Source organism: Ornithinibacillus contaminans (assembly GCF_001038425.2).
GTDB classification, from domain to species: Bacteria; Bacillota; Bacilli; order Bacillales; family Amphibacillaceae; genus Ornithinibacillus; species Ornithinibacillus contaminans.
Genome location: NZ_LDPV02000052.1, coordinates 123,531 through 149,722, shown reverse-complemented (window position 1 = coordinate 149,722; position 26,192 = coordinate 123,531). Strand labels below are relative to the sequence as shown.

Genomic DNA, 26,192 nt, shown 5'->3' with positions numbered 1-26,192 from the left:
CGACTCACACCTAATGCTTCACATAGTATGGTTATTTTGAACCCCTTTTTTTCGAGCTTTTTGATTGTTTGGTACTCTGCCTCATACCGCGTTTGCGTAACATCAACTCTCTTTCCACTTCTTCTAACTTTTTTAGCGCAGCGTTCTCTGTTTCAAGGTACTCATTTCGTGCTTTTAATGCTGCAATTTCTGTTCGTAACTTTTCTTCATCTGTTTGGATCTTGTCTGGCTTTCCGTGGCCTCGTCCATCTACCAGTCCATCAGGACCATGCGCTTTGTACTTTTGAACCCATGAGTAAATATTATTATAAGAAACCTGATATTTTTCAGCTGTGTCTTTATAAGATAAGTTATTGGCTAAACATGCTTTGACAATCTCAACTTTTTCTTCATGCGTCACTTTTCTACTTTTCATTGTATACACCTCGGGTTTTGGAGAATAAGTTTTTAATTCCTCCCCCTCAGTATACTTGATGATCCAATTTCGAACAGTACTATCATTCGGAATACCATACTTGCGAGCTAACTGTATGAAAGGTGTGCCTTGTTCGATGCGTTCTTTAACGATCAAGTCCTTAAACTCTTTACTATATTTATTATTTCTCCTCTTCGTTTGAATGCCTCTAATCCCCTGTTCTTGGTATCTCAGCACTTTTTTATTAAATACCGATTTACTTAACAGCAGACCCTTCTTTTCACTTAACTCCCGATAGCTCCATCCTTCATCAAGGTACATTTGAATATATCTTTCAAGTTCATCAACAGAATGTTTACTATTAGAACGCATAAAAAACTCCCCCTAAAGTAGTTTTGTTTTTTTGGTGTCTACTTTAGGGGGAGCATATCACTAGTCTGTTGTTCGTCTTTTTATCTAGTTAGAAAATGTCATTTAGTGATTTGGGTTTTCTGGAAAGACCCGTTCAATCATTGTTCCCATTTGTTCAAACAAGCCTTCTACTGGTTCGCCATTATCCACGTCATTAATATAGTCATTCGTTAAGTCCATAAAATCTGGGTTGGTGGATACATAGACATTGTCAATATTATTATCAACTGATTTTACTATTGTTGCTATTTGTTCTTTAACCTCATCGGTTAATTGTTCCTCATTGTAATGATTTAAATTGTTACCATTTTTATGCGTATCCAGTTCAGCCGCTACATAAGCATTATTGTCTGTTGTTAATACATAGGCATTATCTATTCCGTCAATCTTACGAGCAATTAATTCCGCTGCTTCATCAGCAACATCATAACGATTCGTATTTCGCTGATTTTGGTTATTATTTATATTTTGCGTTCCAAGATTGTTTGGTGTCGTTCTTTTTTCTTCAATATCCCGTTGCATTGTATAGTTATGCGTATGATTTAATTCATCTGCATCATTATTTTTAAATCGCACTGGTTCAACGTTATTGTTTTGTGTACCTTGCTGCCCCTGTTCATCATCCCCTGCTTGACACCCAGTTATGACCAGTAATGCTACTGCAGAAAGTGTTACGAGTTGTTTCTTCATAAAAAGTATTTCCCTCCCTTTCAGTTTGTTTTTAGTATGTATCGGGCACATCTGTTTATGCTAATGATGGCCGACCTTAAATTGGAAACCACACCAATTTTGTTTGAGAAAATATATATATAATATGGGGAAGCTATAATTACCCTTGAGTTTAAGGAGGGGAATTCATGGATATTCCAGATTATGACAAGGCACTGTATTACACATTATGGGGGCAGTGGGATGATTTACTTGTCTTAATGGTACGCACAAAGGATGACGTACTTTCGAAAAAAATACAAAATTTCCTGCATGCTTATCATTATTCAATAGATGAACAACAAATCGTTCAATCTCACGAGAATCTTCTTTACTATATTGACCATGCAATGAAATACACTCCAGCTGCAGTAATGGAAATCTAAATTGATCTCAATAAATAAAAAAAAATAGGGAATGCACTTAAAAAAGTGCTTCCCTATTTAAAAAATGGAAAACGAAATGGAGTTTCTTCATATTTATGCTGTTCTCGTTCATCTTCTTGATGATGTTGTGGGGCCTGATATTTCTTAAAGTTATTCTCCTCAGGTACTTTTTTATGCTGATTTTCCTTTTCTAGTAGACCTTTGAGGTGATCATTAAGAATATTTTTATCAATGATATCTTTCCAATTTCCATTCTTAATTTCTTCTTCAATGACTTCCTTTAAGTGCCCGTTTTTCTTCAGTTCTTCCTCGACTGCCTTTTTCCATTCTTCCATGTTCTCGCCAATTTTTTCTTTTAATTCCTTTTCGGAAAGGTTTTGATCCATTAAATCTTTCCAGTCATTTCTTTTCGGTTTACTATCTTTTTCTGTTGCAGGCTTTTCATTTGTTTTTCCTTTGTTCTCAGGAATGGTTTTCTTCGTCTCTGACGAACTTGGTTTTGACTGTTCTTTTTCCTTTGGCTTCTCTTTAGAAGTTGAAGGCGTTTTAATATCTTGCTTTTGTTTTGGTTTTTGTTTTGGCTCTTCTTCCACTGCCATTTTTTCTTTGGATTTATCACTATAGAATGACTCTAAAATTTCTTTTTCATCCGATGATACTTTATCCACTGCATCTTCCTGTACAGCAATAGATTCAGCTAATACTTTGTTCATGGATAGTTTGTTTTTCTCTGCTGCTTCTCTAATTTCACTTGAAATTTCTAATGTAAGTACTTTCCAATCGGTTCCGCTTTGTAAAAAGTGATTATCGATAATATCCAAAACAGAGATATTTTTATTAGGTTCTCCATTTACATAATGTACACCAACCAGCACATTTTTCCCATCGTTCACATAGCCATTTTCTTCACTGGCTTTTACAATGATATCAATCACCTTCTCAAGATTTTCACCTTGTAAGCCATCAATTTTGGCTAGAAGCGCTGCTGCATCATCATTTAAAGGGATAATTTCAGAAACCTTTAGATCTTCTTCGATTTCAAGCTCTATGCTTGGATTTATATCAATGTCAACATAAGCATATGTTTTATCTTCTGTTGCCACCATGTATAGTGGTATCGCTAATAACACTAATACACAGGCAATTGCCGCCATACGAAAAGTCAGCATATTTTCCTTTAATACGTGACTAAATTGCTTCTTCACGATTGGAGTAAAATCAACTTCCACTCCAATTTCTACGTCCTGGATCGGGTTAGCTTTTTCAAAAGAGCCATCACGAGTCATTACAATGGTGTACTTGCGATGCTGCTCCATGACAATTCCTTTTTTCACTGGCCCACCCCCTTCAAATAATCTTGTAAGAATACATAATCTTCACCGAGTACAATAAAAATCGCGAGGATGAACTTTCGATTACGTTCTAACGTTTTTTTACTTACTTCTACTTGTCTCGTTAATTCCTTTATCGGAAGTTTCTTCTTTTGCTCGACATACGAACTTAATGCTGCATCATCGCGAATTAATCTTGCAATACGGACAGCCGTATCTCGTGCATCACGATGCTTCGGAGCCACTTCTACAAGTTCCGATAAGGTTAATTTATAGGTTGAGAGTTTGTTCTTAAATTCTATTATTTCCTCTTTACGATACCAAGCTTCTTGCTCTTTTTGATAAATATCTTTCACCGCTTCTATTTCAGTTGGATTCTCCATACTTTCCTCATCATAGGATTCATCTAATGAAATAGCAGTAGGATATTTATTGTTGTATCGAATATAATCAATAACCTTCCGCTTGATTACAAGATTAGCAAACGTCAAAAACGAACTCCCTTTATCAGCAGAAAACATACGAATTGCTTCATTAAAGGCAGATAAACCAATACTGAATTCATCGTCACGCTCCGGATCAATATATCGTTTACAGACCTCTGATACACATTTCGCAATAAAAGGTTGATAGGTTTTCAACAAATAGTTTTGGGCAGTCTCATCACCCTTTTGGGCATTATTTATTAATTCTTCTAAGGGGATGTCTTTTAATACATTACGCATCGTCATAGAAGACCACCCCTAACATCTATATATTTCGTTTGTGTTACATTTTTTTTGGGTATAGCCACTATTAAATTTATCATATTTTCATTATTTATATTTAAAAAGGTCATAAAAAACCCACCATTATCTTTAAATTTTACAGAATATGACTATCTTACCTCACCAACATTACAATGGCTATCACAGAAAAGTTACAGTTTGTTTAAAAAAACGTAACTGCCCCCCAAATTTAGTATAAAAAATAGAAGAGAGGGTATTCTCTTCTATTTTATCGGCTACCTTTTGTTATATAGAAAGTAATATTTTAACTTTCTTTCCGTTCGGTATAATATTCAATTGGTATAAATAAGCCAACCTTTCCATATTCATCGTGATCTAAGGTTGCAAAAACGACGCCAATTACTTCTCCATTTTCATTAATAATCGGACTGCCACTATTCCCACGATATACTGGTGCTTCGATCATTAGAACTGGTTTCTCCCAGTTTTTCAAATCCGTATAGCCAATCATTTTTCCTTCATTGGCTATTCCATTAAATCGGAGTGGATTACCAATAAAGTAAATATGCTCATCTTCTTCAAACACTGCCTGGTCTCTAATTGTAAGAAACGGTAAGGATTCGTCTGTTTCCGTTTTTAATAAAGCTAGATCTACTTCTGGATAAGTTTCCAATACTGTTGCTTCGTAAAGTCCATTTTCCGGAAATGCGACCGTAACAACCTCGTTCTCATCTACTACATGGTAGTTAGTAAGTATATAACCATCCTGCGATATGGCAAAGCCTGTCCCTTTACTACCTTCTGTTTCTACTACGACAACTGCTTTCTTATATTCCTGTATAGCATCGTCCATTGATAGTCTAGCTGAGGTTATTAAGAAATCAATAGCTGGTATCGAAAAGGTTTGCGGTAAAATGGCAATTACATTCATAAAAAGCGCAACGGCAATCAGCCAAAACATCCACTTTGGAAATGGACGCTTTGGCTTTTTATCCTGAGCTTCAAGTGAAGCTCTATGAAGTGCTTCTGTCCTCGCTTCTTCTACAAGGTCATAAAGCTCTTCATCTTCAAATTCCTCATATAAATCCTCATCAATTATATCTGGTTTTGATTGTTCATCATGATTCATCAGGTCACCCCACATTTGTAATGGAGATTAAATTGCTTTTTGTGATATTCCTTGCTGCATTTTGTACATATGATAATAGGTACCCTTTTCAGAAATTAACTGTTCATGGTTACCTTCTTCAATAATTTTACCATGCTCTAGTACAAATATGGTATTCGCTTGTTGAATAGTTGATAAACGGTGGGCAATAACAAGTGTTGTTCTTCCCTTTTTTAATACATCAAGTGCTTGTTGGATGATCGTCTCTGTTTCAGTATCTATATTTGCAGTTGCTTCATCTAATATTAAAATAGCAGGATCAAAAGCAAGTGCACGGGCAAAGGAAATCAACTGACGCTCTCCCAAGGAATACGTACTACCACCCTCAGTAACCTTTTCGTCGTATTTCTTTGGTAATTTTTCAATAAAGCGATCTGCTCCAACAGTCCGTAACGCCTCTATCGCTCTTTCACGCGAAACATTCGGATCATTCATCGTCACATTGGAAATAATTGTTCCAGAAAATAAGAATGGATCCTGTAACACAATCCCCATATGACTACGCACCTGCTGGCGTGACCATTTCATCGTATCATGTCCATCAATTGTTATCGTCCCTTTTTGTGGATCATAGAAACGAAATAGTAAATTCATGATAGAGCTTTTGCCAGAACCAGTATGACCAACAAACGCAACTGTTTCTCCGGCATGAATGGTTAACGAAATATCTTTCAACACATAGTCTTCATCCGTATAAGCAAAGGACACATGGTCAAATTTAATATTTCCTTGATAACGGCTAATCTTATCTTGTACAACTTCTTCACCATCTAAATCCATTAAATCAAACACACGCCCACCAGCAACCCTTGCTTGTTCTAATAGGGGTAATTGATTAACAATATCATTCACTGGTTCGAAAAGTCTTGTTAATAAGTCCACAATAGCATACAGCATCCCGATTGAAATAATACTAGTTAAATCTAGTGATTGTGAGCCAAAATACCAAATAAACGCAACGAATGCAATATTACGAAATACCGTTACAAGGTTAAAGGAAGTTAGAGCACTTAACTTTACTAATTTACGCTGATACGTAAAATGACGATTATTAAGCTCTTCAAATTCTTCCTTCGTTTTTTCTTCTCTTCGAAATGCTTGGATAATTGTCATCCCTTGAATGGCTTCATTTATCTTTCCATTGATTTCACTAATCGTCGATCGGACAACTTTATTATATTTCGTTCCATATGCTTTATAAAATTTCATCCAAACTAGAATTAGCGGAATCAGCAATAGGAACCAAACCGCAAGCTTCGCATCTAAGATAAACAAGGCAACAAATATCCCGGCCATGTAAATAGCACTAGTGATTATGATACTTAATACACGTTCATATAAATCACGAATTGCTTCTGTATCATTCGTAATTCGTGCCACAATTTTCCCTGCAGGTTGATCCACATAATAATTAATTGGAATCCGCTGAGTATGTTCAAATATATCGTTACGCATTTTCTTCACAATTTGATTGGAAGCCTTTTGTAGCATAAATGTCTTATAAAATTGGAAGATCGCTGCAATTAATAATAACCCAACATATAAGCCTAATAGTAATAAAATCGGTCGTTGTTCCGGTTTAAAAAAGGAATAAATATCTGTTAATGAAATCTTTGACCCAGTGTAGGTTACTTCCTCCGATTGTGTCCTAATCGTGATCGTATTATCTTGAACACTTCGCTCACCTAATAAAGGTACATCCCCTTCAATCAGGTAGTAATTTCTATTTATTTGCAGCATCGTAAGGACGCCAAGAATCTCATCATCAGCTTCGATTCTATCTGCTCGTTTATAATAACGATCATCTAACACAACTGTCTCTCGATCATTATTTTCTTCAATTTCATACCATGTTCCTTCAACTCCAACAATATGCTCATCAATAATCGTTTTTGCGATAAGTGGTCCAGCTAGCTCAAGGGCTGTTGCGATCATCAAACAAATTATCCCGATTATGATGCGTTTTTTAAACTGTAATGCATATTGAAATAGTCTTTTTTCGGTAGATCTCTTCTTCATTAGGAGATCACCTCCTCATCATCTAGCTGTTGTTGCTCGTATTGCTCTTTATACCATCCGCCATTACGCATTAATTCCTCATGTGTACCTTCTTCTGCTATTCTTCCATCTTCTAAAACAATGATATGATCTGCATGTGTTACCGCAGAGAGACGATGTGCTGCAATAAAGGTTGTTTTATTCTTACGTTCTGCTCGTAAATGCTCAATAATTTTGGATTCCGTCTTCCCATCAACGGCTGATAGGGAATCATCTAAAATTAGGATGTCTGGATTTTTAATAAATGCGCGGGCAAGTGCTACACGTTGTTTTTGTCCACCAGAAAGGGTAACACCACTTTCACCAACCTTTGTATCCAGCCCCTGCGGTAATTGCTTAATATCTTCTAAAAAGTGAGCAAGCTCCATCACGTGGTAGATTTCATCATCGGTTGCATCACTTTTTCCAAACTGAATATTTTCTCGTACACTTTTTGAAAACATAATTTGATCCTGTGGAACATATCCAATCCAAGAGCGAGTTTGTTCTAAACTAATCGTTTCGATATCGACATTCGAAATTAGAATTTTCCCTTGAACTCCCGGATATTGTCTTAGCAATAGCTTAAACAATGTTGTTTTTCCTGCGCCAGTTTTACCGACAACACCAATCGTTTGCCCTTTGTGCACCATTAAGTTAATATGCTGTAACTGGTTAGTTTTCGTATCCGGATACGAAAACGTTACGTCAGCAAATTGAATACTACCCACATGGTCCACGTCAACTGGATTCGCTGGATTCTGAACATCAGCCTGATAATTTACGGTTTCATTTACCCGATCAAGCGAAGCATTCCCTCTTTGTAAGACGTTAATCAATTCACCAACTGCAAACATCGGCCAAATCAACATCCCTAAATACACATTAAAGGAAACTAAGTCTCCAAGTGAAATGACATTTTGGAAAACTAGCATCGTACCATATCCTAATCCAATGGTATAGGATAAGCCAACTAATATTTTCATTGTTGGTTCAAACATCGCATCTATTTTGGCAACAGATATATTCTTTTGGTATACATCCTCTGTCATTGCCTCAAATCGTTTTTTATCCTGTTTTTCTTGAACAAATGCACGAATGACACGAATTCCCCGAATAGATTCTAATACTTCATTATTCATATTTCCAAAAGCCGCTTGTGCTTCCGTAAAACGAGCATGAATCGCTGCACCATATTTATTCATAATAATAGCCATCAATGGTAACGGAATTAAGGCTGCAAGTGTTAGCTTCCAGCTAATCGTAAATCCCATCACAGCAATTAGCATGAACATAAATGTAGTTGAGTCAACTAAGGTAAGTACTCCAAAACCAGCTGTTTGCGCAATCGCCTTTAGGTCGTTCGTGCTTCTTGCCATTAAATCACCAGTTTTATATTTTCCGTAGAAGGTTGGTGTCATCTTTAAGAAATGATTAATCAAATTCGTACGAGTCCACCGCTCTAAAATGACTGCACCACTAAATAATGTGTAATCCCACAAATAGGAGATACTATAGTGCACAACAATCAACACGAGATACCCGACAATGATGATCGTTAATATTCGAGCTGTTAGTGTCTCAAATTGGATGTGATCAATCGCATATCCAATTAATCTTGGTGGAATTAATCCAATCGCACTTGCCATCATCAACGACAGAATGGCAAATGTATATCGCTTCCAATAATGCTTAAAAAACCAGTCTAACTTTTTAAATACTTGAAACATGTTTTCACCTACTAATCTCTTTGGTTGAATTTATATGACCTAAAAAAACAAAAACATGCATACGCCAATGACGCATGCATGTTAAACGCGTAAGAAGAATAGACTAACATTCCCCTAACCGTACAAAAAAAGGTCACAGCATACTGCGACCTTTAGAAAACGAAATAAATATGTATACTTACCTACAATTCAAATCCGCTCAAAAGAGGTCACAGGAAATATTAAATTAATAGCATTAGTTCGATTAATTATTACGTTTTTCATTGTCGTGACCTCCTTTCGTTTATTTGAACACCTAATCATTATAAAACTAGAAAATCGAATAGTCAATAACTTTTATAAAATAAATGGAATTCTAAATTCTTTACCATAGCATTGACATACTACGATTTAGAAAAAAAGTTACAATCTTTCGTACACAATGAGCAGACACATTTGTTGCTTCTGAAACCTCCCGGACAGATACTTGAGGATGTTTCTTAACATAACTATGTACCTTTTCCATCTCTGTCAAGCAATTGTGACACATGGAAAAAGCACTATAAACCATTGGCTTTTGACACATTTTACAATTTCTAGTATTCCCATTCATTTTCTTCCCCCTCGAACTAGTAGTAAGACTTTCTTATATTATTATCCATACGATTCGAAAACTGCTATAGTTTTAATGGGGTATCTATTTTAAAAGGAGTGTTATATCGATGCATCTTGAAGATATGTTAGCGTATAATAAACGCTTTGTAGAAGGAAAGGAATACGAAAAATATCTAACTGACAGCATACCTAATAAACGCATGGTGATATTCACCTGCATGGAATCCCGCTTAGTTGAACTATTACATCGCGCCTTAAATATTCAAAATGGTGACGTAAAAATGGTCAAAAATGCTGGAGCCATTATTCGTAAGCCCTTCGATAGTATTATGAAGAGTATCCTAGTAGCTATTTTTGAATTACAGGCAGATGAAGTGGTTGTAATCGGTCATCACGATTGTGGCATGTCACGTGTTGACACAACTGCGCTAAAATCGAAAATGATGGAAAAGGGAATTCATGAATCAACCATCCAGACGATTGAGCATGCCGGAATAGACTTTGAGGAAGAATTCCACGGATTTGATACCGTAGAGGAATCTGTCCAGCAAAGTGTTAACCTAATTCGAAAACATCCATTACTACCGCCACACGTAAAGGTTCATGGATTAGTAATAGACCCCCACACAGGAAAATTAGACATCGTACAAAAAGATAGCTAATGGCAATAGAAGGGACAAACGTATTTTATCAGGAATACGTTTGTCCCTTCCGCTTACCCCTATCCAATCTCCTATTTTTTTCCACTCACTCATATTTTTCTCACTTCTTCACATACTAAACATTACCAGTCATTAGTTGTTGGAGGTTTATATGCGGAGAAGAAAACTAGACTTCATGGACAAGAAACCCATTTTCCCGTTAAAAATAGAAGAGCTTAAAAAGCTTCTCGATAATAAGTTTGTAAACAACCCAGATCTTAATTTCTCTACGCACAAGAAAAACGGTAAAGATTTTGCTATCTTCTACATCGACTACCAGGTTGATGTTAATATTATGCACCGCGATTTATTTGAACCATTACTGCAATTCGGTGAGGAAGTTGTCCTTTCCAATCAATCTATTCTCGATACATTACCATTAAGCTCAGGATCGACATCCGAAACCTTAGATGACATTTTAAATAAAATCATAATTGGTGAAGTATTTATTTATATAGAAAACGAGCCAGCAGCAGTTAGTTTTTCCTTATTGAAGAAACAAAGTCGTTCCTTAGAAAAGGCAGAGACAGAATCATTAGTTCTTGGACCAAAAATATCCTTTACAGAGTCATTAGCAACTAATATGAATATTATTCGTTGGCGTATTAAGTCAACCGATTTAGTCATGGAAGAAGTAAAGGTAGGAAAGCTCTCACCTCGCCTTGTTCGCATCGTCTATGTTAAATCAGTAGCCAATGAAGATGATGTTAATACGATGCGTCAACGTATCGAAGAATTAGATGTGGATGAAATCGAGGACTCTGTTGTTTTAAAACAATATTTAGAGGACTCACAAACCAATTTATTTCCACAATTTGATGCAACAGAGCTTCCAGACCGTTTCACATACAACGTCACCAAGGGAAAAATAGGAGTCCTCGTAGAAAATAGTCCAACAGCATTTCTAGCGCCTTCAACTTTATTTAGTTTCCTAGAATCTACTGAAGATTTATATATGCGTTGGCAAGCCGGTGCTTTTTTACGAAATTTACGTTTTATCGCCATGATATTTTCGATTTTTTTAACGCCTACTTATGTAGCAGCCGTAACCTATCAATATGCCGTAATCCCAACCGAAATGTTAATTTCCATTGGTGAATCAAGAGCAGCAGTGCCGTTCCCACCTATATTCGAGGCTTTACTTTTAGAACTATTACTCGAGTTATTACGAGAAGCTGGTGCAAGGCTTCCAACAAAAGTAGGTCAAACAATGGGTATCGTGGGTGGTATTGTCATCGGGCAAGCAGCTGTTGATGCGGGCTTAACAAGCAACATTCTAATTATTGTTGTTGCGATGAGTGCCCTTGCATCCTTTACCACTCCTAGCTATTTATTCGGTACAACCGTTCGGCTTGTTCGCTTTCCATTAATCGTATTGGCTGGGGTATTTGGATTACTTGGAATTGTATTCGGACTCTCGTTACTAGCTATCCATGTTTTGCGCTTAACATCATTAGGCAGACCATATCTAACACCTTTGTATCCATTGCAAATAAAAGATTTTAATAAAGTATTCTTTCGTACACCATTCAGTTTTTCAAGCAGACGCGCGAAATCCTATCGTCCAAAGCAAATCAATCGCTTTAACTTGAAAGAAGCCCATCAAAAACGTGATATTGACGAGTAGGTGAAACCCATGGAGATTAACCAAACGATAAAACCAAATCTTCAAATTAGAGCCTTCTATATGTTTTTCATATTTATTGGTGTACAAATTGGTGTTGGAATAATTGGTGCTCCACGATTTATCTATGCTGCGGCAGAACGAGATTCCTGGATTTCCATATTAATTGCATTTGTCTATACATGTCTTGTCGTTTGGGTGATGCTCCTGACTTTAAAACAATATCCGAATGCAGATTTCTTTGGTATTCACGTTGATATATTCGGTGTTTGGCTCGGAAAACTATTAGCCACTCTCTATATTCTCTATCATGCGTTTAGTTTTCTATCTATTCTTCTAACCTATATCGAGGTCGTCCAAATCTTTCTATACCAAGCGCTGCCTAACATTGTGATTACTGGATTAATTATCCTTATCGTCGGGTATGCGGTGATGGGGGGAATTCGAATAGTAGTTGGCGCAACCTTTTTATTTTTTCTCATGACCTTTTGGTTGCTATTTATCTTATATGATCCATTTATTCGAATGGATTGGGACAATTTGTTACCGCTTTTCCAATCATCCTTCCCACAAATTATTGAGGGGACAAAAGCAACCGCCTATACGATTTCTGGATTCGAGATTCTTTATATCCTTTATCCATTTATCCAAAATAAAAATAAATTAAAAGTACCAATTTTTTTGGGGTTGTCTTTTACATTCATTGTTTTACTTGTCGTTACCATTATATCGATTGGTTATTTTAGTCCGATTGGTCTTAAGAGTGTTAACTGGGCATTATTAATTTTATTTAAAAGCGCCTCTTTTACCTTCATAGAACGATTAGATTATATTGTCATTTGTGCTTGGATGCTTGTTATATTACCGAATTTAATTATTTTGCTATGGTCGATGACCTATGGGATAAAACGGTTATATAAAATACCGCAGAGAATAACGTTATATATCGTGATTGCTTTCATGCTTATTGTTGTTAACTTTTTTCAATATGACTATCAAATTTCAAATTTCACAGACCTTACAGCTAAACTTGCCTTTTGGATTGTATTCATCTATCCTTTTGTTTTATATCTATTGGTCATCCTAAAGAAAAAATTTAAAAAACGCAAAGGTAGTGGTACGGCATGAGATACCGGAGCATAACTATATCACTCATCCTCGTTTTCTTACTAACTGGTTGTGTTCGTTCCCAGCAATTAGAGGATCTTAGTGTCATTATTACTCGCGGAATTGACTATGAGGATGAAGAAATTAAAATAACGATGGTCTCCTTACAATTCGAAGTAGATTCCCCTATTTCAACGAAAATAATTACCGGAAAGTCGGCCTCTGTAAAAGGAGCAGTAGATGATGCTAGCAAGAAGGCAAACCAAGAAGTAGTTGGAGGAAAATTAGAATTAGAGATTTATGGGAGAGAAGTAGCAGAACGAGGATTAAAACCTTATTTAGATACGTTGCGGCGAGATGCAACCATACCGGATACGATGCTAATTGCAATTAGCGACACAGCTGCAGAGGATGTCATTAATGTTCCACAATCAAAAGGAATTTCCACGAATATTGGTGAATTTCTTCATGGACTATTGGAATCAACTGTAAGGGAGCGGATATTTCCTAGTATCTCCTTACAACAATTCCGCTCTACTATTAATGCTGAAGGGGTAGATCCGTTTTTGCCAGTCTTAGGACTTGAAGAAGGAATTCCTACAATGAAAGCAATCGCACTTTTTAAAGATGATAAACTACTAGGCACTAGCTCTATTGAGGATGCCAATCTATTTAAGATGTCACAAGGAGCAGTTCGCGGTCATCTAGAAGAATTTAATGTACCAAGAGAAGCTATTTCCGAGTACATTATTTCGAATGAAAATGAAGATGCCAATTCCCCCGAGGAAGTACACATTTCAACTCGAATTGAAAAAGGGTCTGCTAAAACAGATTTAATTGATAAGAAGAATCTAACGTTTCAAACGGAGGTCAACATGGATATCAATTTACTCGAAATATCCGTGGATTATAAATTTGATGATGAAAAAGCAATCAAAAAACTAGAGAAAGAAATACAAAAGCTAACAAAAGAGCGCTACGAAAAGTTATTAGCACATTTTAAAGAGCTCAATACCGATTCTTTTGGCTATGGTAATGTATACCGTATGAATAAAAAGGGTGGGAAACTTAGCGATAAGGAATGGGATGAGAAATTCCCTACTATCGATGTTGATTTCAAGGTAAACGTTGATATCATCCGCCATGGTACCATTAATAAATAAAAAGCTGGAACTAAAGTGAATTGCCTTGTTCACTTTAGTTCCAGCCCTTATGGCTATCATTAATTATAATATTCATCACTTTCGTCAATATCTTCAGACACTAGTCCTGAGAGGACATGAACACGAAGAATAAATCCTACTAACTTATCCTCTTCATTCACCACTGCTAGTGGATATTTCGATTCTAACGCTTTCGGAATAAGATCATGAATATACTCCTCTTTTTGAACCATTAAATAATCATCACGCAGAATATCCGTTAACGATTTCTTTTCTTTTTTGGCTTGAATCGCATCATCAATCGTCACAATCCCTTGCACACGGCGTCCACGATCTACAACATAGACACTAGATATACCGTTATCTTCCATCTCTTTTATCGCTACATTTAACCCGTCTTTTAAGGAAACCAATGCACTTGGCTTAATCATAACATGTTCTGCCTGAAAGACCTTGGAACGATCAATATCCTTGATAAACTCCGAGATATAGTCATTAGCCGGCTCTTCTATAATTTCTTCAGGCGTACCAACCTGAACAACATGCCCATCCTTCATAACGGCAACACGGTCCCCCAGTTTAAAGGCTTCATTGACGTCATGGGTAATAAAGACAATTGTCTTTTGCAGACGTTCCTGAATATCTAATAACTCCAATTGCATCTCGCGACGAATTAGTGGATCTAACGCACTGAAGGGTTCATCCATTAATAATATGTCAGGGTCATTGGCAAGCGCACGCGCAAGTCCAACACGCTGCTGCATACCGCCCGACAGCTCATCAGGATATTTCTCTTCATATCCTTTTAGCCCTACAATTTCGATATTTTTCAATGCTATCTCACGACGTTCGTCCTTTGACATCCCGCGAATTTCTAAACCATACTCCACATTAGCGAGAATCGTTCGATGGCTAAATAGGCCAAAATGCTGAAACACCATCGCTATCTTTTCTTGCCTAACCGATTTAAGCTCTTGTTTACTTGATTTTGTAATGTCTAAATCATCAATCTTGATGGAACCGATGGTTGGCTTATTCAATAGATTAAAGCAGCGAATCAAGGTCGATTTACCACTACCAGAAAGACCCATAATGACGAAGACTTCCCCTTTTTTAATATCAAAGGTGGCATCATAAACGCCCACCGTATGACCAGTCTTAGCAAGAATTTCTTCCTTCGATTTCCCTTCTTTAATCAATGGAATAACCGATTTCGGTTTCGGTCCAAAAATTTTGGATATGTGTTCTAATTTAATCTTCGTTTCCATTAGCGAATCCCCCTTTGAAACTTAGCTGCTACACCGTTCGTAATCCGATCGATTATAATCGCTAGAAATACGATACTGATACCTGCTTCAAAGCCTAATGCAATATCAATTCGGTTAATGGAAACCAACACTTGCTCCCCAAGCCCTTGTGCACCAACCATAGAGGCAATAACAACCATCGCTAATGCCATCATTGTCGTTTGGTTTACACCAGCCATTATCGTCGGGAGTGCCTGTGGTAATTGGACTTTCCGAAGCATTTGACCTCTAGATGAACCAAAGGATTGCGCTGATTCAATTACTTCCTTATCCACTCCTCGAATTGCAAGCTCTGTTAACCGAATAACAGGAGGAAGTGCATATATTAACGTTGCAAAAATTGCGGAGACATTACCTAGTCCAAAGAAGAAAATAGCCGGTATTAAATAAACAAAACTCGGCATTGTCTGCATCGCATCCAATAATGGTCGCATGACATTAGAAAATCCTTTATTAAATGCCATCCAAATTCCTAACGGTAATCCGATTATTAAACAGATAATTACCGCCGCTACGATAACCGCTATCGTGGTCATCATATCCTCCCACAAACCAAAGCTTCCAATTAAAAAGATAAAGAAGCCATACAATACCCCAGAAAATAGCGACTTAAAATACCATCCCAATAGGAAGATTATTAGAATAAAGCTCCACCATGGTAGGGCAACTAAAATATCTTCAAAAAAATTAATCGTTCGAGACGAAATAAAAAAGATAAAGTCAAAAAAACCTTCAAATGTCGTATCTAAAAAACTTACAAACTGATCGACATAATCACCTATATTTGTTCGTATGTCAGGAAAATTTCCCATCAGGAAGACTGTCATAAAAATAAACAGTCTTTTCACCTCTCTTATGATTATTTATATTAACGTACAGTTGGAAGGGAAAACAGCTAACCAATTGGTTAGCTTGGTTAGCTGTTATAGTCCCTTTACTGCAGTGACTCTTTTACTTTTTCAGCTATTTCTTCTGAAACCCAGCTAGTCCAAATATCTTCATGCTCGTTCATCCACCAGATTGCTGCTTCTTCAGGGTCTGCACCATTTTCATCCATATACTTTAATGCTTCTTCTGTCAGTCCACTGCTAGTTTCATAATTACTTAAGAAATCATAAACTTCTGGTGCTTGTTCTGGAAAATCCTTGTGCACTGCCACTACAACATCATTCGGTGGAAATTCTGTTGCTTTTGTTTCTTCCCAAACCGCTTCATCATATGGTGCTTCTTCTAATAATGTTAAGTCATATTTTGCTGTAATAGCAGTAGGTGACCAATAGTATCCAACCCATGGCTCACCAGCCTCATAAGCATCAACTAAGTCAGCTACAGCTGCAGCATCTGAACCTGGCATAAAGTTATTCATCGTTTCCTCTAACCCATACGCATCAAATTTTGCATTAATAGCTTCTGCTACTGCCCAGCCACTTGGTGCGTTAAGAATGCGCCCACGCCCCGGATCTTCTGGATCTTTAAATACATCTGGATATTTCTTCAAATCCTCAACTGTTTTTAAATCTGGTGCAGCTGGTTCAATACCTCTTTCCTCGTCCCCTTCAATCACATAAGTAGGAACGTAAAGCCCTTGAACATTATCATCAAAGTTTACCGAAACCGCCTCAAAGTCCCCAGCTTCGATTGCCTCTTCGTACACTTCCTTAATATTATCGGTCCATACTTCCATGTATACATTAATATCGCCTTGGCGAAGTCCTTCTATTGTCGCTGCAGTCGAACCAGCAGTTACCTCGGTATCATAACCAAATCCTTCTTCAATAATTTGTTGTGCAATACTATTATGAACACGGACACTATCCCATCCGGCATCTGCTAATACAATGGTATCTAACTCACCATCTGAAGAACTACATGCTGATAGAACAACGAAACTAATTGCCAGTACTACTAATGCTAATTTTTTCATTCCATTAACTCCTTCTAATTCTTTTTTCACAATCCTGCTCGTCTATACCTTCTTTAAACACAAAATTCCCAATAAACAAAAAATTAAAAAGGGACGTAGTTGTTCCAAACTGTACTTTCGGAAAATCCAACCAATTTTACATGAATAGATGAATTTCTTTAGTAAAAGAGAAGAAAAAATTGGAAATTGTGGGGATAAAGAAAGAATAGTACATGAACTCTGCATAATTAATGTTACAGATAGTTTGCAAATCCATCAAACTGCATATTGACGGAAATAATTGAATTATTACGGAAAATACTGCTTATACATAACAAAAGCTACTTCATCTAGCTTTATTGCCACCCATTCTCTGTATAACTCTCAAATTCTCACAATTTGCTCATTAGCATGTCAACAAATCACTTCCCTTCTTGCTAAAAATACCCATAAACTTAGATACCCGTAGCACTCTGATACGAAACCATAAAATTTTTACAAAACAATTGCGCTATACCTAAAAACTTGTTATGATAAGATAGTTCATTAAGTGAACTATTCAACATGTGAACTTTATTGTTTAAAGACTGGAGATGCAGGTATGGAACTAAAAGAACTCATAGAACGTTATCAAGCAGGTATGAATCAAGTTTATCGCCGTGTAAACATACTCTTGAAAGAAAAAATTCATTCCGATATTACAACAGATCAATTTGCTACCTTACAGTATATTTTTAAGAATAAAAAATGCACGAGTACTGATATTGCCAATGAATTTGGAATTGGCAAAAGCGCTGTAACAGCACAAATTAATCGCTTGTTCGATAAACAACTAATTGAACGCGAACGCGATGAAAACGATCGTCGAGTAATTTACTTACATGTAACAGAACAAGGAATTGACTTTGTTCAATATACTGAGAAAGCACTTTTTAAAGAGCTCGGTCGCTATCTAACTAATTTTGACAAAGAAGAGATATTTACCTTTATCGAATCCTTAGAGAAATTAGCTAAGGTTATGAATGAAGATTAGAAAGGAGAAGAAGTACGAGAATGAAAAAAATTATTCAATTTAGATGGCTTATTGCAGCACTATGGATTGCCGCTGCGGTTGCGTTATTTGTGTTTTCTCCAAATTTACAGGAGCTAGTCCGGGAAAAGGGGCAAATTGCTGCACCAGATGATTCACCTTCCGTCCAAGCACAGGAATTAATAGAATCTATGTCCAGTAACAATGGAAGTAATATGACTAGTGCAGTAATTGTATTTCATGAGGACGATGGTTTTACTGAGAATGAAAAGGATGACGTCATTTCAGCTATTGAAATATTAGAAGAAAATCAAACTGAGCTTGGTGTATCCGATATCCTTGCATTTAACTCTGATCCTGCCATTGCTGATCAAACCGTATCATCCGATGAAAAGACAATCATGGTTCCGTTTCAACTTTCACTGGAAAACCAAGAAATAGATGAAGCACGTGAAAAGATAACTACGTCAATTGACTCTATTGAAATAGAACATTACCTGACTGGTGAAGCATTTATTCAACAAGATATTATTACAAACTCCGAAGAAGGATTAAAGAAGACAGAAATAATTACGGTAGGATTAATTCTTGTCATTTTATTTGTTGTCTTTAAATCACTAGTAGCACCATTTATTCCATTATTAACGGTAGGAATTTCCTACTTGGCTGCTCAGGGTGTCGTTTCCATCTTAGCAAATAACATGGACTTTCCACTGTCAACCTTTACCCAAATGTTCATGGTAGCTGTTATGTTTGGGATTGGAACAGACTATTGCATATTATTAATTAGTAGATTTAAAGAAGAATTGGCAGAAAACGATTCTGTAAAAGATGCCGTATTGAAAACTTATAAATCAAGTGGAAAGACCGTACTCTTTTCCGGTTTAGCTGTTTTAATTGGTTTTTCAACAATTGGGCTATCGACATTTTCACTATATCAATCTGCCGTAGCCGTAGCGGTTGGGGTAGCAGTTGTACTACTTGCGCTAATTACCTTAGTACCGTTTTTCTTAGTCGTATTAGGCAAAAAGCTTTTCTGGCCATTTGATAAGGCAGTATCTCATAGCGATAGTAAGATCTGGGGAACAGTTGGAACCTTTGCTTGGGGTAGACCACTTATCGCGTTACTAATTGTTGCGGTTATCACTGTCCCTGCATTAATTAGCTATGACGGAGATACATCATATAACTCACTTGAGGAAATTGGTGATTCCTACGAATCTGTTAAAGGATTTAACGCTATTTCTGATAGCTTTGGTCCAGGGCAAACAATGCCAACTTCAATTGTGCTAGAGTCGTCAGATCCAATCGATACTACGGAAGAGTTCCAACAAATTGAGGCAATCTCAGCAGCTATAGCCAAAATGGAAGGTGTTGACCAAGTAAGAAGCGCCACCAGACCAGCTGGCTCGATAATCGAGGACTTTAAGGTGGATAATTTCACTGGACAGCTCGCTGATGGGATCGGTCAAAGCACTGATGGGATAGCAGAAATCCAAAACGGTTTACAAGAAGCATCAACTGAATTAGCAAATTCTGAACCACAACTTCAAGAAGCACAGGATGGAGTCAGTCAATTACTAGATGGTACACAAGCTGCTAATGCTGGAATTGGTGATATTCAAACTGCGTTGAAACAAATTGAAGATGGTATTGAATCAGGTGCAATGGGTACTGAAGAAGTTAAAACAAACTTACAAACGATTAAAGACAACCTTGATCAAACCATTGCAGGAAATAAAGAGTTGTTGAATGGTTATCAGGCGGTAGCCAAAGGGTTAACTGATATAAATAATCAACAATTTAGTAGTCTAGCTGAACTTCCAGGAACGATTACTAGTGTTCATGCAAGCTTAGAAACAGTGTTATCTAATCATCCTGAATTAGAGAATGACAATGATTTTATGACTGCTTATATGACATTAGAAAAATTAATGGAAAGAACTGCACCATTAGCTGAAATCAAACAATTAATGGAAACAAAAGTAATAGCACCTTTAAATCAGTTAAATAAACAAAATGAACAATTCAATTTATCCAAATCAATTCAAGCTCAAGAACAGCTATCTGCTGGTCTTGGCGAATTAATCAGTGGCGTTTACCAGCTATCAACCGGGTTAAACCAAGCGGCGAATGGTCAAGGTCAAGTTGTCTCAACTATTCCGAGTCTACAAGACGGCTTGTCACAAATTTATGGTGGCCAGGAAGAATTGAAAACAGCATTTAGCGATATGCAAGACCAACTTGGTCAACTATCAAGTGGATTAGCCGATGGAGCTGACGGATTGCAACAGATTGATGATGGTTTATCAGAAGTTCAAGGCTATCTTACTGACATTGAGGTTGATCAAAATAATCCAATTGTCATGATTCCAGAAGAAGCACTTGAGAACGAAGACTTCCTAGAAGGAACAAAATCCTATCTATCTGATGATAAGACAATTGTGAAATTTGATGTCGTGCTTTCGTATAATCCATATTCTACCGAAGCACTAAACATGGTTGATAACATTTCTAACAAAGTGAATGAAGCAAAACTAGATACGGTATTTGAAGATAACGAACCACTTCTAGGTGGGATTAGTAGTACCAATAATGACCTGCAAAATGTTTCTGATGCAGATTATTCTAGAACCGTACTTTACATGATCGCTGGTATCTTCGTTATCTTAATCATCTTACTTCGTTCCATAGTTATGCCAATCTATTTAATTGGTTCACTTGTATTAACATACTTTACGTCAATGGCATTTAGCGAAATCATTTTCGTCAACATCTTCGGAGCTGACGGATTAACATGGGCAGTTCCATTCTTCGCCTTTGTTATGCTAACTGCACTCGGGATTGACTACAGTATTTTCTTAATGGATCGTTTTAACGAATACCGTGGAGGAAACTTAAAAGAAGCGATGTTAACAGCAATGAAGAAGATGGGAACTGTTATTATTTCGGCAGCAGTTATCCTAGGTGGAACATTTGCAGCGATGCTTCCATCAGGCGTATTATCCATTCTTCAAATTGCAACAGTTGTATTAATTGGTTTATTCCTTTATGCATTCGTCATGCTACCATTATTTATTCCGGTAATGGTTAGACTGTTTGGGAAAATCAATTGGTGGCCATTTAAAAAGAAATAAGCTAACAAATAATAATAGGAGCTTCGGGTCATTTCACACCTCGCAGCTCCTTTTTATTTGCTCATTCCTCATCGATGGACTCGCGTTTTCTTAAGCTTAGGAAAAGATTTGTCCACCAATAGGAGATTACGGAAATAATTATTTGTATAAGATAAATGTACAGGATATTCATTCCATTGGATAATACTAACAAACCTAATTGATTCCATACCCACGCAATTAATGTTGCACCAATTGCTGTAATCAAAATTACAAGATACACATTACGCTTATGATTTAAAGCAAACTGGTAAGCTAACATGAAGATAACAGGCACAAGCACACCATCAATTGGTATACTAACTGGAATATATGGAATCATGTGGTAAGGATGGTCCCAATAATTATTGCGAGTCAGAAAAACATCTAAATAAACTAAAATCATATGAAAGGTATAGCCAAAGAATGCAATTTGAAATATCTTTTTCCGATCAATTACTAAAAATGTAATGATTAATGGCAAAACAAAACTAATCACATTAATCCAAAATTGCCATGTACCAAAATGTCCATATTGATTCCAGAAATCCAATATGCTGTCCATCAATTCCGTGTCTAATTTAGCGATTTCTGCAGACAATTGTTCTTTCGTAATCATAACCATCTCCCGTCATACAGGTATTACTATACTTCCACTGTTTGGGGGAAATATTACCAACTTCCAATAAAATTCTCACCCTAATTTGCCTCTCCATCTTAATTCATTACAAAAAAGAGGCTGACAAAAGTGTAGAGTAAAATGACTTCTGACAGTTAGTACACATAACCACTTCGGGATTAGTGCATGTTCCGTCTTATCTCTTACTCCATTACTTTTTTCAACCTCTTTAATCGCTACCTACTATTTTGCAGCCTGCTTAATGATTTCAATTACGCGATCACGGGACTTCTCACTTTGATAGGCTTTCATGTAATCCATCATAACTGGTGCTTGTTTCATTAGTTTTTCTAGTTCGTCAGCAAGCGTCTCTTCGGATAATTTTTCTTCTTCTAAAACTCTTGCATAGTTTTTATCCTGAAATGACTTCGCATTAATAATTTGATCTCCTCTGCTTGCCTCTTTAGACAGCGGGATTAACAACATTGGAATATGTAATGCCAAAAATTCGAATATCGCATTGGAACCTGCACGCGATAACACAAAATCCGTAGCTGCAAATAGGTCCTTAAGCTCCTCATTTACATAGTCAAATTGTTTATATCCTTCCTGGTCATAAGTAGGATCCGTTTTCCCTTGTCCACAAATATGGATGATTTGAAAACGTTGCAGCAATGAAGCCAACGAGGCACGGACCGTATCGTTTATTTTCTTTGCTCCGCCGCTTCCTCCCATAATTAATAAGACCGGTTTCTCACGTGTAAATCCACATAATGCTAAGCCGCACTCTTTATTTCCCTGAAATAATTCCTCACGAATAACAGCACCGACATATTCCACCTTTTTATCTGGCAAATAGCTTACTGTTTCTGGGAAGGTTGCAAGAACTTTATTGGCAAATGGTATTGCTAGTTTATTAGCTAGTCCTGGCGTGTAATCTGATTCATGGATAACTGCTGGCACACCACGCATTTTAGCAGCTAACACAACTGGTACAGATACAAATCCGCCTTTTGAAAATATAACTGCTGGTTTTCGTTTCCCGATAATTTTCCAAGCTTGGAAGGTACCCTTTAAGACTTTGAAAGGATCTTTCATATTTTCTAATGACATGTACCGTCTTAGCTTACCAGTTGAAATTGGATAATAAGTTACTTGGTCCAAGGATTCAATTAGGTTTCGTTCAATGCCATCTTTTGAGCCAATATAATCAATTTCCCATCCCTCACGCTGAAATACAGGTATTAAGGCTAAGTTCACAATTACATGACCTGCAGTCCCACCGCCAGTGAACAGAATTCGTTTCGTATTCATAAACTTCGGTATTCCCCTCTTTCCAATTACACATTATAGCCGTATAATTGCTTTTATATGTGCCACTAGTTTCTATTCTATCCTATATAAAAAACAAAGAAAAAGGAAGCAATATTTATGTACCAGACAGATACACTAAAACAAAAACTGAAATTATTTTTCATGATTTTCTTTCCAATTCTAATTACCCAAGTCAGTCTTAACTTGATGTCTTTTTTTGATACAGTTATGTCCGGACGAGCAAGTGCAGCTGATTTAGCAGGGGTAGCTATCGGATCTAGTCTATGGATTCCGGTATTTACCGGGATAAACGGTATCTTGCTTGCAATAACGCCAATTGTTGCCCACCTATTAGGAGCAAGCGATACAAAGTCCATTACAGCGAAGGTACAGCAAGCAATCTATTTATCATTGGGGTTAGCACTAATTGTTCTAATTATTGGCTGGCTACTATTAGATCCCATTCTAGCTACGATGGATTTAGAACAAAGCGTTCGAAAAGTGGCTAAGTATTATTTAGTCGCTATAGGTACCGGAGTTATTCCGCTATTTATTTTTAATACGTTACGTTGCTATTTAGATGCGTTAGGACACACACGTATGTCTATGATCATCATTTTAGTAGCATTGCCAATAAATCTACTGTTTAACTACATCTTTATTTTTGGTAAATTTGGTGCTCCTGCTTTAGGTGGAATCGGTGCTGGAATTGCCACAGCGTTAACCTATTGGATTACTTGTTTATTCGCAGTTAGTATCATTGCTTACGTGCAACCATTTCGGAACTTTAGCTTATTTACTGCTTGGGTAAAGCCGGCATTCAACGAGTGGCTTGAGCAGCTAAAAATTGGTGTTCCAATCGGTTTTGCCATCTTTTTTGAAACGAGTATCTTTGCAGCTGTAACCCTATTAATGAGTGCATATAATACAAATACAATAGCCGCCCATCAAGCGGCCATGAACTTTTCATCGTTACTTTATATGATTCCGTTAAGTGTCGGAATGGCCCTAACCATCACCGTTGGATTTGAAGTAGGCGCTAAACGGATGCAAGACGCAAAAACCTATGGCTATATCGGTATTGGTGGTGGTATTTTTATTGCATTATTTAATGGAGTAATCCTGTATGTGTTTAACGATTATGTCGCCGCACTCTACAATACAGATCCAGAAGTAATTGCACTGACCGTACAATTTATCGGCTATGCGATTGTGTATCAATTGGCAGATGCCTTCGGGGCTCCAATTCAAGGGGCACTCAGAGGATATAAGGATGTTAATGTGACGTTACTTCTCGCTCTAATATCGTTTTGGGTAATCGGACTACCGATTGGATGGATACTGGCAAATTTCACTTCACTGGAAGCTTTTGGCTACTGGGTAGGAATTATCGTCGGCTTAAGTTTCGGAGCCATCACTTTACTCTTCCGATTGATTCATGTCCAAAAGAAATATCGTTTGCATGAAAAAAACTCGTTCGCAAAATAGCAGACGAGTTTTTTTAAATAAATAATCCAGCAATCGTTGCCGAAAGAACAGAAGCTAACGTTGCTCCAAGTAATAATTTCAATCCGAACTTGGAAACCTCTCTACCTTTTTCGCGATCAATACCTTGTACTGTACCAGCAATGATACCAATAGAAGAGAAATTCGCAAAACTAGTAAGAAATACTGTTACTACACCAATTGTTTTCTCTGACATGACATCGAGAAGCTGTTGGAATTCTAACATAGCCACAAATTCATTGGTAACAATTTTAGTCCCCATAATACCACCCGCTTGGACGATTTCACTAGCTGGGATCCCCATTAAGAATCCAACTGGAGCAAAAATATAGCCAAGAATTTGTTGCAGTGTTACACCAGAGAAAATAGCTTGAATTATCCAGTTAACAAGTTCTAATGATGCAATGAAGGCAACTAACATCGTTGCAACGATTAAGGCAATCTTACCACCTTCTAACGCCCCGTTACCCATCGCTTCAAAAATACTACTATCATTCGAAACTTCTTTAATCTCTACTTTATCCTCTTCCTTTGGTACACGAACTGGTGACACAAGAGAAGCAATGATAAGCGCACTAAACATATTCAGTGGTAATGCAACCAAAACATATTGAGCTGGTAGCATTTGCAAATACGATCCTACTATCGATGCAGATACCGATCCCATCGCAGAAGCACTTACAATGTAAAGACGATTAGCCGTTAAATGCTGGAACTGTGAACGAATTGCAATTAATGCTTCAGACTGTCCAAAGAAAATACTGTTTACAGCATTAAAGGATTCTACTTTTGGTAACCCGGTTACTTTCGAAATCGCACCACCAATATATTTAATAATGATTGGTAGAATCTTCAAGTATGTAAGAACCGATAGGATTGTAGCAAAGAAAATAATTAGCAGCAGAACATTAATAAAAAAGGCTCCACCTTCCTCTGTTACTAACCCCCCAAGAATAAAATCAATACCTACATTACCAAATTCAATAAGCTTGTTAAACACTGCAGAAATACCATTTATTATTGTTTGTCCAATTGTAGTTGAGAACATAAACCAAGTAATTAATAGTTGTGCAAGGATCATAATACCAATCCCTTTAAAATTAACAATCCTTCTATCATTTGATAAGATGTACGATAGTCCGAGGACAACAATGATTGCCAATATCCCTAGAAGAATATCCACGGAAAAGCCTCCTTCATAATACATATAAAATTTGTCACTTTGATAGTTTACCCCAAAGTTGGGGTAAATTAA

General features: G+C 36.9%; 21 protein-coding genes. 8 read left to right on the top strand and 13 right to left on the bottom strand.

Translation table 11 applies throughout. The features are described from left to right. Positions 1-31: 31 nt before the first annotated feature. Positions 32-787 carry a helix-turn-helix domain-containing protein gene (locus tag JF53_RS15830; RefSeq protein WP_053351188.1) on the bottom strand — a complete coding sequence of 252 codons (756 nt, stop codon included), beginning with the start codon at positions 785-787 and terminating at the stop codon, positions 32-34. Positions 788-889: 102 nt separating this feature from the next. Further along, complete coding sequence (locus JF53_RS15825) at positions 890-1,516, bottom strand: YhcN/YlaJ family sporulation lipoprotein (RefSeq protein ID WP_047979854.1); 627 nt, start codon at positions 1,514-1,516, stop codon at positions 890-892. 167 nt (positions 1,517-1,683) lie between these two features. Here JF53_RS15825 and JF53_RS15820 point away from each other — a divergent pair, with 167 nt between their 5' ends. Beyond that, positions 1,684-1,920, top strand: a complete 237-nt coding sequence (locus JF53_RS15820) for a YhdB family protein (RefSeq protein WP_047979853.1) — start codon at positions 1,684-1,686, stop codon at positions 1,918-1,920. Positions 1,921-1,973: 53 nt separating this feature from the next. Here JF53_RS15820 and JF53_RS15815 read toward each other — a convergent pair whose 3' ends face one another. The 5 genes from JF53_RS15815 to JF53_RS15795 all read right to left on the bottom strand — a co-directional run bounded on the left by JF53_RS15815 (position 1,974) and on the right by JF53_RS15795 (position 8,914). Next, a complete protein-coding gene (locus tag JF53_RS15815) occupies positions 1,974-3,254 on the bottom strand; it encodes an anti-sigma-I factor RsgI family protein (protein ID WP_047979852.1) in 1,281 nt (426 codons plus the stop codon). Next, the gene (gene sigI, locus JF53_RS15810; RefSeq protein ID WP_047979851.1) at positions 3,251-3,982 is read right to left on the bottom strand and encodes an RNA polymerase sigma-I factor; all 732 of its coding nucleotides are present in this window, start codon (positions 3,980-3,982) and stop codon (positions 3,251-3,253) included. Before sigI ends, JF53_RS15815 begins: the two co-directional genes overlap by 4 nt. Before the next feature lie 301 nt (positions 3,983-4,283). Beyond that, positions 4,284-5,108, bottom strand: coding sequence for a S1 family peptidase (locus tag JF53_RS15805; protein WP_047979850.1), 825 nt, complete (start codon positions 5,106-5,108; stop codon positions 4,284-4,286). Positions 5,109-5,135: 27 nt separating this feature from the next. Further along, positions 5,136-7,166, bottom strand: a complete 2,031-nt coding sequence (locus JF53_RS15800; RefSeq protein ID WP_047979849.1) for an ABC transporter ATP-binding protein — start codon at positions 7,164-7,166, stop codon at positions 5,136-5,138. Beyond that, positions 7,166-8,914, bottom strand: a complete 1,749-nt coding sequence (locus JF53_RS15795; protein ID WP_047979848.1) for an ABC transporter ATP-binding protein — start codon at positions 8,912-8,914, stop codon at positions 7,166-7,168. The genes JF53_RS15800 and JF53_RS15795 overlap by 1 nt, the downstream gene beginning before the upstream one ends. A gap of 701 nt (positions 8,915-9,615) precedes the next feature. Between JF53_RS15795 and JF53_RS15785 the strand changes: the two genes are divergently transcribed. From JF53_RS15785 to JF53_RS15770, 4 genes are all read left to right on the top strand, one after another. Continuing rightward, complete coding sequence (locus tag JF53_RS15785; protein ID WP_047979846.1) at positions 9,616-10,170, top strand: beta-class carbonic anhydrase; 555 nt, start codon at positions 9,616-9,618, stop codon at positions 10,168-10,170. 151 nt (positions 10,171-10,321) lie between these two features. Next, positions 10,322-11,836 carry a spore germination protein gene (locus JF53_RS15780; protein WP_047979845.1) on the top strand — a complete coding sequence of 505 codons (1,515 nt, stop codon included), beginning with the start codon at positions 10,322-10,324 and terminating at the stop codon, positions 11,834-11,836. A 9-nt stretch (positions 11,837-11,845) separates the two neighbouring features. Next, positions 11,846-12,961: a GerAB/ArcD/ProY family transporter gene (locus JF53_RS15775; protein WP_047979844.1), complete on the top strand. Its 1,116-nt coding sequence runs from the start codon at positions 11,846-11,848 to the stop codon at positions 12,959-12,961. Then, positions 12,958-14,103, top strand: coding sequence for a Ger(x)C family spore germination protein (locus tag JF53_RS15770; RefSeq protein WP_047979843.1), 1,146 nt, complete (start codon positions 12,958-12,960; stop codon positions 14,101-14,103). The genes JF53_RS15775 and JF53_RS15770 overlap by 4 nt, the downstream gene beginning before the upstream one ends. Before the next feature lie 59 nt (positions 14,104-14,162). Here JF53_RS15770 and JF53_RS15765 read toward each other — a convergent pair whose 3' ends face one another. The 3 genes from JF53_RS15765 to JF53_RS15755 form a co-directional block, all read right to left on the bottom strand. Further along, entirely contained in the window at positions 14,163-15,371 is a 1,209-nt protein-coding gene (locus JF53_RS15765) for a quaternary amine ABC transporter ATP-binding protein (RefSeq protein WP_047979842.1), read from the bottom strand. Continuing rightward, positions 15,371-16,222: an ABC transporter permease gene (locus JF53_RS15760; RefSeq protein WP_047979841.1), complete on the bottom strand. Its 852-nt coding sequence runs from the start codon at positions 16,220-16,222 to the stop codon at positions 15,371-15,373. The genes JF53_RS15765 and JF53_RS15760 overlap by 1 nt, the downstream gene beginning before the upstream one ends. Before the next feature lie 122 nt (positions 16,223-16,344). Then, positions 16,345-17,334, bottom strand: coding sequence for an ABC transporter substrate-binding protein (locus JF53_RS15755; protein ID WP_047979840.1), 990 nt, complete (start codon positions 17,332-17,334; stop codon positions 16,345-16,347). Between the two features lie 580 nt (positions 17,335-17,914). Between JF53_RS15755 and JF53_RS15750 the strand changes: the two genes are divergently transcribed. Both JF53_RS15750 and JF53_RS15745 read left to right on the top strand, forming a co-directional pair. Then, a complete protein-coding gene (locus tag JF53_RS15750) occupies positions 17,915-18,346 on the top strand; it encodes a MarR family winged helix-turn-helix transcriptional regulator (RefSeq protein ID WP_047979839.1) in 432 nt (143 codons plus the stop codon). Between the two features lie 20 nt (positions 18,347-18,366). Continuing rightward, positions 18,367-21,480, top strand: a complete 3,114-nt coding sequence (locus tag JF53_RS15745) for an MMPL family transporter (protein WP_047979838.1) — start codon at positions 18,367-18,369, stop codon at positions 21,478-21,480. Between the two features lie 61 nt (positions 21,481-21,541). On the opposite strand, the gene JF53_RS15740 is transcribed toward JF53_RS15745, so the two are convergent. Then, entirely contained in the window at positions 21,542-22,117 is a 576-nt protein-coding gene (locus tag JF53_RS15740; RefSeq protein ID WP_047979837.1) for a CBO0543 family protein, read from the bottom strand. A 243-nt stretch (positions 22,118-22,360) separates the two neighbouring features. Beyond that, on the bottom strand, positions 22,361-23,431 hold the full coding sequence (locus tag JF53_RS15735; RefSeq protein WP_047979836.1) for an undecaprenyldiphospho-muramoylpentapeptide beta-N-acetylglucosaminyltransferase: 1,071 nt from the start codon (positions 23,429-23,431) through the stop codon (positions 22,361-22,363). Positions 23,432-23,548: 117 nt separating this feature from the next. On the opposite strand from JF53_RS15735, the gene JF53_RS15730 reads away from it, so the two are divergent. Beyond that, a complete protein-coding gene (locus tag JF53_RS15730) occupies positions 23,549-24,919 on the top strand; it encodes an MATE family efflux transporter (RefSeq protein ID WP_047979835.1) in 1,371 nt (456 codons plus the stop codon). Positions 24,920-24,932: 13 nt separating this feature from the next. Here JF53_RS15730 and JF53_RS15725 read toward each other — a convergent pair whose 3' ends face one another. Beyond that, entirely contained in the window at positions 24,933-26,120 is a 1,188-nt protein-coding gene (locus JF53_RS15725; protein ID WP_047979834.1) for a NupC/NupG family nucleoside CNT transporter, read from the bottom strand. Positions 26,121-26,192: the final 72 nt, after the last annotated feature.

Coding starts and splice junctions, on each gene's coding strand:
- JF53_RS15820 (WP_047979853.1), top strand. CDS start 1,684: ATGGATATTCCAGATTATGACAAGGCACTGTATTACACATTATGGGGG.
- JF53_RS15805 (WP_047979850.1), bottom strand. CDS start 5,108: ATGAATCATGATGAACAATCAAAACCAGATATAATTGATGAGGATTTA.
- JF53_RS15755 (WP_047979840.1), bottom strand. CDS start 17,334: ATGAAAAAATTAGCATTAGTAGTACTGGCAATTAGTTTCGTTGTTCTA.
- JF53_RS15785 (WP_047979846.1), top strand. CDS start 9,616: ATGCATCTTGAAGATATGTTAGCGTATAATAAACGCTTTGTAGAAGGA.
- JF53_RS15795 (WP_047979848.1), bottom strand. CDS start 8,914: ATGTTTCAAGTATTTAAAAAGTTAGACTGGTTTTTTAAGCATTATTGG.
- JF53_RS15735 (WP_047979836.1), bottom strand. CDS start 23,431: ATGAATACGAAACGAATTCTGTTCACTGGCGGTGGGACTGCAGGTCAT.
- JF53_RS15730 (WP_047979835.1), top strand. CDS start 23,549: ATGTACCAGACAGATACACTAAAACAAAAACTGAAATTATTTTTCATG.
- JF53_RS15740 (WP_047979837.1), bottom strand. CDS start 22,117: ATGATTACGAAAGAACAATTGTCTGCAGAAATCGCTAAATTAGACACG.
- JF53_RS15750 (WP_047979839.1), top strand. CDS start 17,915: ATGGAACTAAAAGAACTCATAGAACGTTATCAAGCAGGTATGAATCAA.
- JF53_RS15825 (WP_047979854.1), bottom strand. CDS start 1,516: ATGAAGAAACAACTCGTAACACTTTCTGCAGTAGCATTACTGGTCATA.
- JF53_RS15770 (WP_047979843.1), top strand. CDS start 12,958: ATGAGATACCGGAGCATAACTATATCACTCATCCTCGTTTTCTTACTA.
- JF53_RS15760 (WP_047979841.1), bottom strand. CDS start 16,222: ATGGGAAATTTTCCTGACATACGAACAAATATAGGTGATTATGTCGAT.
- JF53_RS15780 (WP_047979845.1), top strand. CDS start 10,322: ATGCGGAGAAGAAAACTAGACTTCATGGACAAGAAACCCATTTTCCCG.
- JF53_RS15775 (WP_047979844.1), top strand. CDS start 11,846: ATGGAGATTAACCAAACGATAAAACCAAATCTTCAAATTAGAGCCTTC.
- JF53_RS15830 (WP_053351188.1), bottom strand. CDS start 787: ATGCGTTCTAATAGTAAACATTCTGTTGATGAACTTGAAAGATATATT.
- JF53_RS15745 (WP_047979838.1), top strand. CDS start 18,367: ATGAAAAAAATTATTCAATTTAGATGGCTTATTGCAGCACTATGGATT.
- JF53_RS15765 (WP_047979842.1), bottom strand. CDS start 15,371: ATGGAAACGAAGATTAAATTAGAACACATATCCAAAATTTTTGGACCG.
- JF53_RS15800 (WP_047979849.1), bottom strand. CDS start 7,166: ATGAAGAAGAGATCTACCGAAAAAAGACTATTTCAATATGCATTACAG.
- sigI (WP_047979851.1), bottom strand. CDS start 3,982: ATGACGATGCGTAATGTATTAAAAGACATCCCCTTAGAAGAATTAATA.